This is a genomic window from Pseudomonas sp. PGPPP1, assembly GCF_002255865.1.
GTDB classification, from domain to species: Bacteria; Pseudomonadota; Gammaproteobacteria; order Pseudomonadales; family Pseudomonadaceae; genus Aquipseudomonas; species Aquipseudomonas cremoris.
The window spans coordinates 570,607-585,553 of record NZ_NKIG01000001.1; the positions used below are offsets into that span (position 1 = coordinate 570,607).

Annotated in this window: 9 protein-coding genes; 3 read left to right on the plus strand and 6 right to left on the minus strand. The window is 61.0% G+C overall.

Annotation, left to right across the window (positions count from 1 at the left end):
* The first annotated feature begins 117 nt into the window (after positions 1-117).
* Together lepB and souR are read left to right on the plus strand one after the other, a co-directional pair.
* Positions 118-786, plus strand: a complete 669-nt coding sequence (gene lepB / locus CFE47_RS02615; protein WP_286835368.1) for a signal peptidase I — start codon at positions 118-120, stop codon at positions 784-786.
* Between the two features lie 70 nt (positions 787-856).
* Positions 857-1,837 (plus strand): transcriptional regulator SouR, encoded by a 981-nt coding sequence (souR, locus tag CFE47_RS02620; RefSeq protein ID WP_286835689.1) that lies wholly within the window; start codon positions 857-859, stop codon positions 1,835-1,837.
* A 255-nt stretch (positions 1,838-2,092) separates the two neighbouring features.
* Here souR and CFE47_RS02625 read toward each other — a convergent pair whose 3' ends face one another.
* Genes CFE47_RS02625 through CFE47_RS02645 form a run of 5 tightly spaced genes read right to left on the minus strand, consistent with a single transcriptional unit; the run spans position 2,093 to position 8,532 of the window.
* Positions 2,093-3,343: an NAD(P)/FAD-dependent oxidoreductase gene (locus CFE47_RS02625; protein ID WP_286835369.1), complete on the minus strand. Its 1,251-nt coding sequence runs from the start codon at positions 3,341-3,343 to the stop codon at positions 2,093-2,095.
* A 3-nt stretch (positions 3,344-3,346) separates the two neighbouring features.
* A complete protein-coding gene (locus tag CFE47_RS02630) occupies positions 3,347-4,918 on the minus strand; it encodes an aldehyde dehydrogenase (NADP(+)) (RefSeq protein ID WP_286835370.1) in 1,572 nt (523 codons plus the stop codon).
* A gap of 60 nt (positions 4,919-4,978) precedes the next feature.
* Positions 4,979-5,926, minus strand: a complete 948-nt coding sequence (locus CFE47_RS02635) for a dihydrodipicolinate synthase family protein (RefSeq protein ID WP_286835371.1) — start codon at positions 5,924-5,926, stop codon at positions 4,979-4,981.
* A 41-nt stretch (positions 5,927-5,967) separates the two neighbouring features.
* Positions 5,968-6,894: a 4-hydroxyproline epimerase gene (locus tag CFE47_RS02640; RefSeq protein WP_286835372.1), complete on the minus strand. Its 927-nt coding sequence runs from the start codon at positions 6,892-6,894 to the stop codon at positions 5,968-5,970.
* A gap of 12 nt (positions 6,895-6,906) precedes the next feature.
* Positions 6,907-8,532 (minus strand): APC family permease, encoded by a 1,626-nt coding sequence (locus tag CFE47_RS02645; protein ID WP_286835373.1) that lies wholly within the window; start codon positions 8,530-8,532, stop codon positions 6,907-6,909.
* Between the two features lie 189 nt (positions 8,533-8,721).
* Between CFE47_RS02645 and CFE47_RS02650 the strand changes: the two genes are divergently transcribed.
* On the plus strand, positions 8,722-9,471 hold the full coding sequence (locus CFE47_RS02650) for an AraC family transcriptional regulator (protein ID WP_286835374.1): 750 nt from the start codon (positions 8,722-8,724) through the stop codon (positions 9,469-9,471).
* A 5-nt stretch (positions 9,472-9,476) separates the two neighbouring features.
* Here CFE47_RS02650 and CFE47_RS02655 read toward each other — a convergent pair whose 3' ends face one another.
* Positions 9,477-14,888 carry a dermonecrotic toxin domain-containing protein gene (locus CFE47_RS02655; RefSeq protein WP_286835375.1) on the minus strand — a complete coding sequence of 1,804 codons (5,412 nt, stop codon included), beginning with the start codon at positions 14,886-14,888 and terminating at the stop codon, positions 9,477-9,479.
* Positions 14,889-14,947 lie beyond the last annotated feature (59 nt).

Sequence of the window (14,947 nt, forward strand, 5' to 3'; positions counted from 1 at the left end):
GATCAGCCAGGTGGGCGGTGTTTTAGTCGTTGTATGGCGCCCGACAACCTGTAATCTTCCTACGCAACAGTGAGAATTGGCATCAGGCTTCAGGCCGCTTTCGTCGTGCGAGGACATATGCAACGCTGGTTGAGCAAATACCGTTACGTCATTATCTTCTGGCTGTGCTTCGGCATGTTCCGAACGTCCCTGGCTGACTGGAACCCTATTCCGTCCGGCTCCATGCGCCCAACCCTGGTCGAGGGGGATGTGGTGCTGGTGAACCGCGTGGCCTATGACCTCAAGCTACCCCTCACCGATATTTCGCTGGTCAAGCTGGATAACCCGCAACGCGGCGACGTGGTCACCTTTACCTCGCCCAAGGACGGTGTGCGCCTGATCAAGCGCATCGTCGGCATCCCCGGCGACACGCTGCAAATGAAGGACGAGGTGTTGTGGGTCAACGGCGTGCCGGCCAGCTACGCCGACGCGCAATCCTTCAGCGAGCGCGTGGCACCAGGCCAATTCATCCCCGCGATCAAACTGACCGAGCAGGCCGCGACCAGCCAGCGCACGGTACAAATCATGCCGCAGGTGCGTGCAATGCGCGACTTCGGCCCAGTGGTAGTGCCTGCCGACAATTACTTCATGCTGGGAGACAACCGCGATAACAGCGCTGATTCGCGGTACATCGGCTTTGTGCCGCGCCGGTTGCTGATCGGGCACGCGCACCATATCCTCGCCTCCGCGCAGATCCTGGATCACTGGATGCCACGATTTCGCCGATTCGGGGCGCCAATCCTCTAAGATGGCGCCCACTGCATCAACAATAAAAGTGGGCTGACCCTCGATGGAAAGACGTCAATTCAGCGGTGGCATGAAGGGCAAGAACCTGCGCTACCTCAACGAAACCCAGCAGCCGACGTCGGTTACCCGCGTCGGCTTCTTGCTGCTCGAACACTTTTCCCTGCCTGCATTCACCCAGACCCTCGACACCCTCATTACCGCCAACCTGTTGCGCCCCGACCTGTTTGCCACACGCACCTTCGGTTGTGGCGACGGTGAAGTGATCAGTGACCTGGGATTGGTCATTCGCCCCGATGCGCGCCTGGACGGCGTGGCGTTGCAAGCGCTTGACCTGTTGGTGATCTGCGGCGGTTTTCGTACCGAACTCAAGGCGGGCGAAGAGTTCATCCAACTGCTGCGCAGCGCTGCCGAACACGGCATCAGCCTGGCTGGCTTGTGGAACGGCTCATGGTTCCTCGGCCGCGCCGGCTTGCTGCAAGACTACCGCTGCGCCATCCACCCCGAACATCGCCCGGCGCTGGCGGAAGTGTCCAAGGCCGCCCAGGTTACCAGCGAACCTTACGTCATAGACCGCGACCGTCTTACCGCCTCAAGCCCCTCGGGCGCGTTCCACATGGCCCTGGACTGGATCAAGAGCCTGCACGGCAAAGCCCTGGTCGAAGGCATCGAAGATATTTTGGCGTTTGAAGAGTCGCGCTACCGGCGCATCAAGCCCACCGAAAACGTCAGCGTCAGCGCGCCCTTGCGTGAAGTGGTCAAGCTGATGGACGCCAACCTCGAAGAACCTCTGGAACTGGACCAACTTGCGGTCTACGCCGGCCGCTCGCGCCGCCAGCTCGAACGGCTGTTCAAGGAACAACTGGGCACCACGCCGCAGCGTTACTACATGGAACTGCGCGTCACCGAGGCCCGGCGGTTGCTGCAGCACACGGAGTTGTCCCAGGTGGAAGTGTTGGTGGCATGCGGTTTTGTGTCGCCGAGTCATTTCAGCAAGTGCTACAGCTCATATTTCGGATATCGCCCTTCGAAGGAGAAGCGGTTGGTGAAGTAGCCTCGAATCAAAATGCGGCACCGGGCTGCATTTTGTAGTGAGCGGGCTTGTCCCGCGCTAGGGGGCAAAGCCGCCCTAATCCCAGCAACGGCGGGTGTACCTGACACACCGTGGCGTTTTTGTTGGGGCGGCGTTGCCTCCCAGCGCGGGGCAAGCCCGCTCACTACAGGGGCTAGGCGGCATTGGGGGCTGATGGCAGTGGACCCGTCTACACAGTCATTGCGGGTACCGCAGCCATCAAACGGTTTGTATTTTTCAGAACCGGTCCAGCCGATATGGCCCAAACGCTGATATCGGAGCCTGCATCCGCAGCGGATCATCCAACCTCCCCACCATCTCCGCCGTCACCGCCGCCTGCGTCAACCCCAGGTGCTGATGCCCAAACGCAAGCAACACCTTGCCTTCACACACCCGGTCAATAATCGGCAACGAGTCCGGCAATGAAGGCCGGAACCCCATCCATGGCGTCGCGTCTTGTGCACTCAATTCTTCACGGAACAACCCATTGCTCAACCGGTGCAACTGCCAGGCACGCTCCATGTTCGCCGGGCGCTCCAGGCCCGCGAACTCCACGGTGCCTGCCAGGCGCAGGCCACCGGACATGGGCGTCATGATGAACTTGCGCTCCAATGAAGTGACGGCAAACGGCAGGCGATTGTGTTCGTGGGGCAGCATCAGGTGGTAGCCGCGCTCAGTGTCCAGCGGCACCTTCTTACCGGTCAGCGCAGCGGTGAGCTTGGCCGAATGAGCGCCGCAGGCGATCAGCACTTGGCCTGCCGTCACACGGCCTTGATCTGTGTTCAGCGATACACCGTGCGCTTCTACCCGGCCATCAAGTACGCGACGTTTAAGAAATTGCACGCCGTGGGCCTTGGCGGCTTGCACCAGCTCGCACACCACGTGGTACGGATCGAGAAAATGCCCGGTAGCGGGAAAAAACAGCCCACCTTGAATGTTGTTGCTCAGTTGCGGTGCAGCTTGGCGAATAGTGTCACCTGACCAAAAATCCACTGGCACCTGCTGCTGGCGCATGCGTTGTTGCAAGGCATCGAGCGCCGCTCGCGAGTCGGGGCGTTCAAACACCAGCAGTGAGCCGTCCTCGCGCAGCAACTGCGGGCGTTCGATGCTGTGCAGCAGGCGCTGCCAGGCACCCAGGCTGCCTTCGTTGAGTGCGCGAATGCCCGCCACCGTGCGCTGGTAATGCGCCGGGCGCAGGTTCAGCAGCAGGCGGATAAACCAGGGCAGGGCGCGGGGCATGTATTTCCAGTCCAGGCGCAGCGGGCCCATCGGGTCCAGCAACATGGCGGGCAGGCGCTTGAGGATCGACGTGTCGGCGATGGGAAACACTTGCTCGGTCGCCAGGTGACCGGCGTTGCCATAGGACGCGCCCATGCCCGGTTCTTGAGCATCCATCACCACCACCTGCTTGCCTTGGCGAGCCAACTGCAGGGCGCAGGCGATACCGACAATACCGGCACCGACCACTACGATATTGGGATCGGACATGGCCTAGGCCTCTCTCTGGCCATCGAGCAGACGCCGCAGCAGCAAGGGATTGTTGTGTTGCAGCGCACTGGGGAGCAGCGCGTCCGGAAAGTCCTGGTAGCACACCGGCCGAAGGAACCGGTGGATGGCGGCCGTGCCCACCGAGGTGCTGCGTGAGTCGCAAGTGGCAGGGAAAGGCCCTCCGTGGACCATGGCGTCACTGACTTCAACACCCGTAGGCCAGCCGTTAACCAGCAGCCGACCGGCCTTGCGTTCCAACACCGGTAGCAGGACTTTGGCGCTTGCCAGATCAGCGTCGTCGAGGTGCAAGGTGGCGGTGAGTTGGCCTTCCAGGTGTTCGCTGACTTGGCGAACTTCATCCATGTCGGCACACACCACAATCAACGACGCCGAACCAAATACTTCGGCGTGCAGGTGTTCGTTGGTCAAAAACGCTTGGCCTCGGGTGACGAATACATGCGCCTGGCCCTGGTTCGGAGCGTCTGCCGCCTGACCTTTTGCCGCGACATGCGCGTGCTGGCTCAAGGCGCTGACGCCAGACGCGTACGCACTGTAAATGCCAGGGGTAAGCATGGTCTGCGCCGCGCAGCCCGGCAGGCGCTCACTGACTGTACTGATAAAACGATCAAGCGCCGGCCCTTTAACCGCAATCACCAAACCGGGGTTGGTGCAGAATTGCCCGGCACCTTGGGTCAACGAGGCTACAAAACCCTGGGCCAGCGCCTCGGCTCGTGCTTCGAGCGCTGCCCCGAACAGATACACCGGGTTGATCGAACTCATTTCCGCATACACCGGAATGGGCTCGGGCCGCGCCTGTGCGGCGTGAGTCAGTGCAACACCACCGCTGCGCGAACCGGTAAACCCCACCGCCTTGATACGTGGATCGGTGACCAACGCAATGCCCACTTCGCGGCCCGAGCCATACAACAGAGAAAACACGCCCTCCGGCATGTTGCAGGCCTTGATCGCCTGTGCAACCGCACGGCCCACCAGTTCACTGGTGCCGGGATGGGCGCTGTGGGCCTTGACCACCACCGGGCATCCGGCAGCCAACGCCGACGCGGTATCACCGCCCGCCACCGAGAACGCCAGCGGGAAATTGCTCGCGCCAAACACGGCCACCGGGCCAAGCGCAATATGACGCTGGCGCAGATCCGGGCGCGGCAGGGGCTGGCGCTCGGGCCGCGCCGGGTCCACGCGCACATCCAGCCATTCGCCGGCACGTACGGTGCGGGCGAAGGTGCGTAACTGTCCGCAGGTACGGCCGCGTTCGCCCTGGATGCGCGCACGCGGCAGGCCGGTTTCGGCAACAGCGCGGTCGATCAGTTCATCGCCCAGCGCTTCGATCTGTACCGCGATGCTTTCAAGAAAGGCAGCACGTGCCTCAAGGGTGGTTTCGCGGTAACCATCAAAGGCGGCCCACGCCAATGCGCAAGCCTGTGCAACGTGCTCGCCGTTACCGCCCAAATAGGCGGGTTCCAATGCGGCATCCGTGGCGGGATTGATCGCCCGGATCGCCTCGCGATTGCCGGAAAGGGAGTGCTGACCGATCAGCATCTTGCCCGTCAGAGTCATGGGTTCGTCCTGGAAAAAAGAGGGTTGGCCGCTGTGGGAGTCACAGCGGCACGCAGTGCATCAGTCGACGTTTTGCTCGGCCGACCAGTTGGCGTACCACTGGCGGAACAGTGCGTATTGGTTTTCGGCGTAACGACGCTGGGCATCGCTGAGTACGTCGGTCTCGTTGAAGTGCAGGGCGTATTCCTGGTCGCCGTTGAGCACCATCAGGTGCTTGTAGTACAGCACCAGGTCGCAGCCTTCATCGAATGACGACAGCACGGCCAGCGCGGCTTCGAGTTCACGGGCCAGGCGGCGCGCCTTGGCATCGCCCTTGGCGGCTTTTTTGCTCAGGGCCACCAGTTGCAGCACTTCGCGGGGCAGGGCGTTGCCGATACCGGTGATCGCGCCGGTGGCGTTGCAGTTGACGAAGCCGTGCACCACTTGGGTGTCCACGCCGACCATCAAGGTCACGCTATCGTCCTGGGAGGTGATGTGTTCAGCGGCGTAGCGCAGATCGGCGCCACCGCCGAACTCCTTGAAGCCGATGAGGTTCGGGTGTTCGCGACGCAGTTCGAAGAACAGATCGGCGCGTGTGGCGAAGCCGTAGTACGGGCTGTTGTAGATCACCGCCGGCAGGTTCGGTGCGGCGTTGAGGATCGCCGAAAAGTGTGCCTTTTGCGCGGTAGCCGAAGCGCCACGGGACAGCACGCGAGGGATTACCATCAAGCCATGGGCACCGACTTTGGCGGCGTGCGCTGCATGGGCCACTGCCTCACGGCTGTTTACCGCACCGGTACCGACGATGGTGGGCACGCCGGCCGCCACCAGGCGCGCCACGCCTTCCTGGCGCTCGGCTTCGGTGAGCAACGGCCAGTCCCCCATGGACCCGCAATACACCACGGCGCTCATGCCGGCATCGATCAGTTGGCGTCCCTTGGCAACGAGCGCGTCAAAGTCAGGCTTGCGTTGTGGGGTGCACGGGGTCATCAGGGCCGGGATGCAACCGGTGAAGATGTTGTCGCTCATTGTTCTAACTCCTTGGAACGTTCAGTCAAATTGAGAGGGGCTCAGATGCCCCAGGCGAAGGGGTCTTGCTCGTCGATCAGCAAGGTGCTGTCGGCGGTCATGTAGGCGCGGCCAGTGATAAAGGGGCGTATGTGCTCGCCGTCCCATTCATAGCGGCCTTCGAACTGGCTGCCGGTGATGCTGGCTTGAACCCAGTTTTCACCGGGTGCGAGTTTTCCGTCGGCCGCCAGGCACGCCAGCTTGGCGCTGGTGCCGGTGCCGCATGGCGAACGGTCATAGGCTTTACCGGGGCACATCACGAAGTTGCGGCTGTGGGCATGGGCGTCGTCGGCGAACAATTCGATATGGTCGATCAGTGCACCGTCGGCACCGCGGATGCCTTGATCTTCCAGGGCCTTGAGCATTGCCCAGGTGTAGTCGGTGAGGGCGTCGACGTCTTCCATCTGCAGGCGTTTACCGTGGTCGGACACCAGGAAAAACCAGTTGCCGCCCCACGCGATGTCTCCCAGCACCGCACCGTGGCCTGGCACATCGACGGACACTTGTTGGCGATGACGGTACGCAGGCACGTTGCGCAGCGTGACTGAGCCGTCTGCATGCAGTGTCGCGGCAACCGGCCCCACGGGGGTGTCGATGGTGTGCACGCCCGGCGCGATGCGGCCCAAGTGGTGCAGCGATGCCACCAGGCCGATGGTGCCGTGGCCGCACATGCCCAAGTAACCAGCGTTGTTGAAGAAGATCACGCCGCACGTCGCGCCAGGGGTCACCGGCGCGCAGTACAGCGCGCCTACCAGTACATCGTTGCCACGGGGCTCCAGCAGGCAGGCGCGGCGCCATTGGTCGTGGTCGGTGCGCAGGCTGTGCAACTGGTCGGCGATGGTGTTGCCGGTCAGCTCAGGAAAGCCGTTGAGCACCAAGCGGGTCGGTTCGCCGCCGGTGTGGGAGTCGATCACATGCAGTCGCTTCATAAAACGCTCCAATCAGTGGGTGGCGGGGGACAGCGGGGCGCTGTAATGCGCGTCGCTGACGGCTTCGCTTTCGTCGTCTTCGGTTTCCAGTCGCACCAGGTGCGCCGGTACGCCAGTGGCTGCGCCCCAGTAGTAGATGCCCAGTGCGCAGACGGCGACGACAACGGTGTCGAAGGGGTGGCTGATGGCGCCGATGCCGCCAAAACTGCCGAGCTTGGACAGCAGGATCGTTACTGCGTAGAAGCCGATCAGCCAGGCTGACGAGCGCACCTGTTGCTTGAGGTTGAGGTGCGCAGTGGGCACCCAGCGGGCGCACAGCAGGTACACCACAAACATCAGGATTTGCAGGCCGAGCAGCCAGGACACGGTGCTCCAGCCCGACCAGTACACAATCAGCGCTGCGATGATGAACGACAGCGGGCCCAGCACCGCCATGCCCTTGACCCGGAACGGGCGCACCATGTCGGGGGCGTTGCGGCGCAGCGCAGCAACAGTGACGGGGGCCACGGCGTAGCTGAGGATCAGCGCGGCGGACACCACATTGATCAGCGCTTCCCAGGACGGAAACGGCAGGGTCCAGAACACCGACAAACCAAAGGTCAGCCACAGCGCCGGGCGCGGGATGCCGGACTTCTCGTCGATCCGCGTGAAGATCTTGAAGAACGTGCCGGTCTGCGCCCAGCCGTAGACCACACGCGGCGTGGCGTTCATGTAGATATTGCCGCAGCCGCTGGGTGAGATCACCGCATCGGCCACCACCAGGTAAGCCAGCCAGCCCACGCCCAGCGCCAGGGCGATATCGCGATAGGGCAGCGCCAACTCCTTGCTGATTCCAGCCCAGCCATTGGCGAGCATTTCCGTCGGCACACCGCCGAGGAATGCGGTTTGCAGCAGCACGTAGATTGCCGTGGAAAGCAGCACTGAAAGGATCAACGCGATGGGAATCGTGCGCTGTGGGTTCTTCACTTCACTGGCCACCGAAATGATCGGCGTCAGGCCCAAGTAAGCAAAAATCACGCCCCCGGCCGACACCGCCATTTCGATCCCCGAGAGGCCGAACGGCGCGAAACCATGCATTTGGAAGTTCGCCGGTTTGAAGAAGGTGAACAGCACGCCAATCACCAGCAACGGCACGATGAACTTGAACACGCTCACCAGGTTGTTGGCGATGGCGAAGGTCTTCACGCTGCGGTAGTTGAGGATGAAGAACAGGCACAGCAGGGCGAATTGCACCAGCCAGCCCAGGGTGGTCGGGTCGCTGGAGCCGACCTTGGTCAACTCGGGAAACCACGCCGCCGCATATTGGCGTGAGGCGACCACTTCAATGGCGACCAGGCTGGAAAACGCGATCAGCGTTATGAAGCCCATCAGGTAGCCCAGCAGCGGGCCGTGGGAGTAAACCGGGTAACGCACCACGCCACCCGCGCGGGGCAATGCGGCGCCCAATTCGCAGTAGACGATGCCCAACAGCAGCACCGCGAAACCGCCAAGCAACCACGAGAAAATCCCCGCTGGACCGGCGATGGCCGACACGTGGCTGGCCGCGAATAACCAGCCTGAACCAAAGATGGCGCCCAGGCCGATAAAGGTGAGGTCCATCAATGACAGCTGTTTCTTGAATTTGCCTTGACCTGACATAGCGTCGCCTTCTTGTGAGTTATTGGATAGGCATGCAGTGGCCATAGAGTGAACGTGCGGAAGGCGCCGCGATTGATGTTTTTTGCCGGCAGTGATGACGAAATCAGCACAGTTTGCTCTGCTCGACAGCGGTTATGGCATGGTGCAATCTGCTACGCGTCGAGGGTTCAGCGAAGGGGATAAACAGTCATGATGCAAAGCGCGTTTGCGACCCTTTGCTGTGAGTGCGAAAGCATCGAGCAACTGATGACCGGCGTGGTGCAGTTGTTGCCGATGCTGGATGTGATCCCCAATGCAGCGATCTTTATCAAAGACACCCAGGCGCGCTATCTGCTAGCCAACCGCACGCTGGTGCAACGTTGTGGGTTGAAACAGCTGCAACCACTGCTGGGCAAGACCAGCGCCGAAGTGTTTCCTGCGCAGTTGGGCCCTGGCTATACCGAGCAGGACCGCCGCGTGCTGGAGGAGGGATTTGTGCTGGAGGACCAGCTAGAGCTGCACCTATACGGCACCCGCGAGCGCGGTTGGTGCCTCACCCACAAATGGCCGCTGTATAACCATCAGGGCGCGATCATCGGCCTGGCGGGCATCTCGGTGGACCTGCAATCTGCCAGCGAAACCCATCCAGCGTACCAACGCCTGGCCGCCGTCGACGCGCATATCCGCGCCCACTTCAACCGCCGCGTGACCTTGGGTGAACTAACACGTATCGCCGGCATTTCAGTGGCGCAGCTGGAGCGTTATTGCAAACGTGTGTTCCACCTGACGCCTCGGCAGATGATCCAGAAAGTGCGTTTGGAACATGCTCACCGGTTATTGCATACCGACCTGCCGATCACCGACGTGGCGCTGCAGTGCGGGTATACCGACCACAGCGCGTTTACCCGCCAGTTCAAGGCCTCCACCGGTTTTACACCTCGCCAATACCGAGACACCTGAAGGCATTAGTCGGTGGCGGCCTCTAGGACTTCTTTGGTCGCTGCTTGGTCTAGCACCCCTCTGCCGATGCCACTTACCAACGTTACCGTTCCATCCGGGAGGATATCGACGCCGCTGGAGTTTGCCATGAACACGTTTACACCCGGTTTTTTGAGAATCTCCAAAAACGGTTGCTTGCCGTTGTGCTCCTGGCCCAGAACGCGGCCCATTCCAAAATTGGATGGGGTGTCGACACCGGCGACGAAGACCACTTTGCCTCCCTTGGCCAAGGCGTTGTCGAGTTTGGCCAGCAGCGAATGGATATTTCCATTCAGGCCGCCTTCCAGCAGGCTCCCGTTCAGATGCATCAATGTGCGTGTTTGATAGACACCCTCCTTCATGTCGGTTAGCACCGCAAGCGCCGAACAATGGGTCAAGTTACGGGTTGAGAGTATCGTGGTCGGATCTTCAACGGTTTCGGAGAATCCCATCCAAACGTTGATCGTTTCGGCTGGGGGTAACGGCCGTAGCGCCGGAACAACAGGCACTGGCGCCGCCTTGGGTTTGGGCTCGGCCTTGTAGCCATGGGGGTAGGGTTCTTTCGGCTCACGAATCAGCGCATCCAGCCATTGCTGGTTAGTCGGGCGCATGGCTTCGTCTGTACTGGTTCGAATCACCCAGCGGTCTGCCGCCCATTTGTTCATGGTTTGCCGCAGCTTCTGGGTGTATTCGGACGCCGGGCAAGCGATGCCTGCCCACGGGTCGACCACCCATGCGTCTGCCCACTGCGGCTCGGTGAAGTTGATGCTGCCTGTGGGTTTTACCGCAGGGCCACCGACGACGGTAAAGGCATGGCTGTCGCCGGCGTACCATTCGTAGGCACGTCCGCCGCTATTGATGACCGTCTCCCGAGAGAGCGCCGCCATTTCTCCGCAATTACCGGCGCCGGCCTTTATCACGGTTCTCCCAGAAGCCAGCGCATTGGGGTTGCGGGTTTCGCGCAGCCAGTTGATCACTCTGATAGCGGCATCTGCCCGCGCGCGGTCAGCCGCTGAACGCACCACGTTGCCAGGCCCCAGGCCGGTTGCCTGCATATCGTTATGTACGACTTGCAGGGCCTGCTCCGCGTAGAACCCGTTCTGCTGTGCCAGTGTGAGCTCGTTGAAATTGGCGGGCTTGACCAATGTGCGCACTTCGCCAGGGTGCAGTGCAATTACGGTCTTGCCGGTCGCGCCGCGTTGTTGCAACTGGTAGGCGACTTCGCGTTTTTGTTCGGCGGTCATGTCGGCACACCGGGCTTTAAGCACGCCGACATCCGTTTTGGCATAGCCGGCCTTTTCCAGGTCCTTGTACACCTCCTCAAGTTTGGGCAGGGCCACGAATTTATTGTCCATGGCTTTTCCCGCAGGCGTCTGGCGCGTGTACAACTTGTTGCGATAGCTTTTGGCGAGTGAAACGTCGAAATCCCTGGGCGTACATTTTAAAAATACAGCGTCAGGGTGTTTCAGGCTGTCGAGCTTGGCGTAATAGAACTCCCCCACGTCGGCTTCAATCACCAGGTATTTGGTCGCGTCACCCTTGCGCGGGCTGTTAACCACCACGCCGCGCACGTCACGACTGTCGTTGCACAGGTCGCTGATGGGGCCAAGCTTGACCACGCGCGTTTCCGTGTCAATGAAGGGGTTGCTGGCGCCGTCGTAAAAGCCGAAGTTCTTATCGCTGACCACGCTCCCGCGTATGGCACTTTTGTAGGTGACGGGCTCTTTACGGGGGACCGACACCAGCTTTTCACCATTGACTTTGTAAAGGCGCCGTTCAAATACGGTGAGGCGATCACGCCGTAGCAGTTGCTTGGCGCTAGGGTACAGGCGTACATGCTCAAGGGCTTGCAGCTCCTGTTGCAGCTCGCCCTGCACCTCGTTGACGGTGCGTACAAAGCAGGTATCACTGGCACCACGCTTGACCCTGCCGACAGAGGGGGCAGGGCAATAGGCTTCGAATTGTTCCAGCTCCTTGTATTCATCCGCGGCTTGCAGGTCGCGCATCACGCCGGGTGTCTTTGGGTCGTAGCGATACACCCGGTCATCGTCGATCACGTCGAAGCAGTTGGCGCGGGGCAGGGTGTAGGCCTGCACCGATAGTGGGGCGTCGGTGGTCAGGGCGCGGGTACCGTCGGCGAAGGTCTCGGTACGTAGCGCCAGGGTGGGCCTCCCCGGTTGGCGGGTAATCCCTGTAGTCGCCGGCGGCGATTCAAACGGCAGTGCGAAAGGATCCTCCGCGACGCCTTCGCTCGTACCGGTGACGGCAAACAGCGTATTGACGGCGCCGTCAATGGCCGCCGAGACGCCTTGCTGGCGCTCCGTGGAGGTATCGCCGGACGCGGCTTTCTCGGCGCCCAGCGCAAGCTCGGCAAGGCCCGTGCCTGCCACGGCCGCCAGCACCAGCGGTTCTCCAACCGGCGCAAGCTTGGCCACCAGTCCCGCCGCGGCGGTCATGTCGTTCAGCCAGGTATCGCGGGTGACTTCGCTGTTGGACTTGATGATCACATCCGCGTCGCTGGTCATACGTTCCTCTGCATTGTCGGTCATGGCGCTGAATACATCACCTCTCAGCTTTATATTCTGATCATCGATAACCACATGTTCGTCACTGCTCCAGTAACCGGAACCGATGTTTTTCAGGGCCGTGTCCACTCCTCTGCCAGTCCCCCTACTTTGGCCGAAGAACACGCCGAGATCCCGCCATAAACTGTCGTTATCTTGACGGTCGATGAGGCGAAAGTGCGACGCGAAGTCTTTGCGCTTTTCGGGGTCTTTGCCCTGTTCTGCAATCCACTGGTCCATTTGCGTGAAGGAATTGAAACTGAGAAACGCCGGCTGATGACCTGGGATATACAGGACCTGCTGCCCACCCTTGAGCTTGTTCAACCGCAGAATATCGCTGGAAATTGCGCCGTTGATGACCAGTGCATGTACGGATGCATGGGACGCTTCGACGGGTGCATTGGCGCTCAATTGGTCGAGGGTCAGTGGTTGTGTTTCATCCAGCGGCAGGTTGGCAGCCACCGCCGACAGGATGTGACGGTAGTCATCTCGAGTCAGCCTGTGTTCCATCGGGATTTTTTGCCGCTCTTCAGGCGTCGCGCTTTCGTAAGCCTTGAGCTGTTGGCGTGCCTGGTTGACGAATTCGCCTTTGAGTGTGGCGCGATAGTCGAGGTTGTGGTTCTCCCAGAACCTTTCCATTTGCTGTGTGAACTGGGCCTGGAAGTCAGTGTTCAAGGCGGCCTTCATTAAATCGGAGGGCGCCAAGGGAAACTGATTGTGGGCGCCGTAACCCTCTTTGCCATGGCCTTTACCAACGGTGTACAGGCCCGAAAGCAAGTCCAGGTCGCCGGGAACTCGGTCCTTTTCGTTGAAGTTCTTCAACAGTGCGTCCGGCAGTGCAAGGGACGAGGAGGGTTCCTGTTCGGTGTGCTCCCAGCCGGTCACTGTGGGGGCTGATGTGGCGGTACCATCGAAGCGGTTGAGAAAAATCTTATCCGCGTCGACGGTCTGGCCGGTTTGTTCAAGGATGAGTTTTTCTGCCCACTTTTTTGCCTCATTGCGCAGCACCGGCAGGGCCTGGCCTGTGTTGAGCATCAACTCGATATAGCGTTCCTTCTCTCGGTTGGCACCGGCTTTTGCTGCTGCTGCCTTGTTCAGCACTTCGTAGTGCGCAGTTGCAAGGTGTTCATGCCGCGCAAGGGATTTGAGCGAGCGCGAGGTCAGTTGCGTGGCTGTGTCGGGGGTAGGGAAGTCAAATCCGCCCTGAGCCTTCAATGTGGCAAGCCTTGCCGCGTCGGGGTTAGGGGCTTCAGCATAAAACGCGCCGATCTGATCTGGCGTGGCGGTGAACCCAGGGTTGCCCACAGGGCGAGCGAGTTGTTGTGCGGGACCTGGAGCGATTACCTTGGCTGCGGCAATCAACGGGCTGGCAAGGGAGCGCCAGCCGGAGTCATCGTCCAGGGTGAACTGTTTGGCCTGGCCCTTCACTTTGGCCGACAGCACACCCGTTGCCGGGGTAATGACCACTGTTCCCGGGTCGATACCTTGGTCACGCATCCATTGCGACACCACCGGTTGTTCCAGGTGGGACCGGTAAAGCGTCAGCCAGGTGCCCATCACCGAGTGCGGGGGTACTTCGATACGCGGCGGTATGGAGGGTTTCGGTTGTTGCTGCACCGCGCGGCTGTAGCCCTCGGCGAGCACTGCGTCTGCGAGCAGAATGTCCGGACTACCGCTCATTTGCTGTTGAAGATCGAGCAACGCTTCACGGGTACTTGGCAGGGCCCTGCCCGTGGCGTGGATGAACTGTGCAAGGATGACGGTGGACCCTGCGGGGCTATGGTGCGCCTGGCTGTAGGAGGAGCCTGGGCTGAGGGGCATCCGGGTGTCTTCCAGCGATTGCTCTAGGGCGTGTTCGCTAAGTTGACCTGCATCCATGCGGCCGATCAGGCGCTGAAGCTGGTTGCCCAGGCGTTGGCGGTCGTAGGTGTCACCCACAAGTCGCTGATGAGTCAGAAGGGTGCGTGTGCCGCGGGCCTTATCCGACTGAGCAGCACGCGGGGAAGTGATGGGTGCGAATGCTTTGTCTCGCCCCAGGGCGGCGATGACGTCGGGGTCGTTGCGGTCCACACCATAGAAAGCCAAGACCGTCGACAGAGGTAACGTGGTCTTGTCGGCGTCGGCGGCAGACAACCCCCGGTTCACACTGCTGTCGATAACAGTTGCGGCGGCCATGACCAAGCCAAGGATCGCCGGTTGCTCTTCACTGCCGGTGAGCTTGATTTCTTTGTTCTGATTGGCGTCTGTGCTGTCGATTAGTTTGACGAACGACTTGAACAGGTCAAGCAATGGAGATTGCTGTTCATTGTCTGCAGGTTTGATTGACGAGGGCCATTCAAATTCAATGCCGACTCCGCCGGAGCTGCTACGAATGGTCTGGTGCTCAAAGGGCGCAGGTCGCGTGTCACTGACTTTATGCCGGGTCTGTTTGGCAGGGTCAAGCGGGCGCCAGGTGATGCGGCTGTTGCTCGTGTGAAAGTCGACTTCACCCCCGTCAAACCGCTGACTCTCACGCCACGCCTTGAATGCCGGGCTGTGTACCGCCCGCTTGAATTGTTCGAACCACGCACCCAGTGTGGAGTGCGGCGCAATGTGCAGCGGTTTGTCGTTGTGCGGGTCAAGCAGTGCCTTGTAGACCTCGACGGCCAGGTCGCCATCCGCCTTTGCGGTGGCGGCGCGGTTGTCGGACTCAGGCTGCCTTTTTGGGTCACTCTCTGGCGTGGAGACAAACTGATAGGTGCCCTGGCCGCGTGCGGATGAACGGTCAGGGGCGGGGGCTCGGGCATCGTTCGAGAGAGGTATGTATATCGGTTGCAACGACGGGGAGATGCTCATGGGTGCGCCCTTTGGCTCAGATATGGAGTGCGCATGCCAGTCGACAGCAGGACCGGCAA

Excerpts from the sequence above, each read along its gene's own strand:
- lepB (WP_286835368.1), top strand. The coding sequence starts at position 118 with ATGCAACGCTGGTTGAGCAAATACCGTTACGTCATTATCTTCTGGCTG.
- souR (WP_286835689.1), top strand. The coding sequence starts at position 857 with ATGAAGGGCAAGAACCTGCGCTACCTCAACGAAACCCAGCAGCCGACG.
- CFE47_RS02625 (WP_286835369.1), bottom strand. The coding sequence starts at position 3,343 with ATGTCCGATCCCAATATCGTAGTGGTCGGTGCCGGTATTGTCGGTATC.
- CFE47_RS02630 (WP_286835370.1), bottom strand. The coding sequence starts at position 4,918 with ATGACTCTGACGGGCAAGATGCTGATCGGTCAGCACTCCCTTTCCGGC.
- CFE47_RS02635 (WP_286835371.1), bottom strand. The coding sequence starts at position 5,926 with ATGAGCGACAACATCTTCACCGGTTGCATCCCGGCCCTGATGACCCCG.
- CFE47_RS02640 (WP_286835372.1), bottom strand. The coding sequence starts at position 6,894 with ATGAAGCGACTGCATGTGATCGACTCCCACACCGGCGGCGAACCGACC.
- CFE47_RS02645 (WP_286835373.1), bottom strand. The coding sequence starts at position 8,532 with ATGTCAGGTCAAGGCAAATTCAAGAAACAGCTGTCATTGATGGACCTC.
- CFE47_RS02650 (WP_286835374.1), top strand. The coding sequence starts at position 8,722 with ATGATGCAAAGCGCGTTTGCGACCCTTTGCTGTGAGTGCGAAAGCATC.
- CFE47_RS02655 (WP_286835375.1), bottom strand. The coding sequence starts at position 14,888 with ATGAGCATCTCCCCGTCGTTGCAACCGATATACATACCTCTCTCGAAC.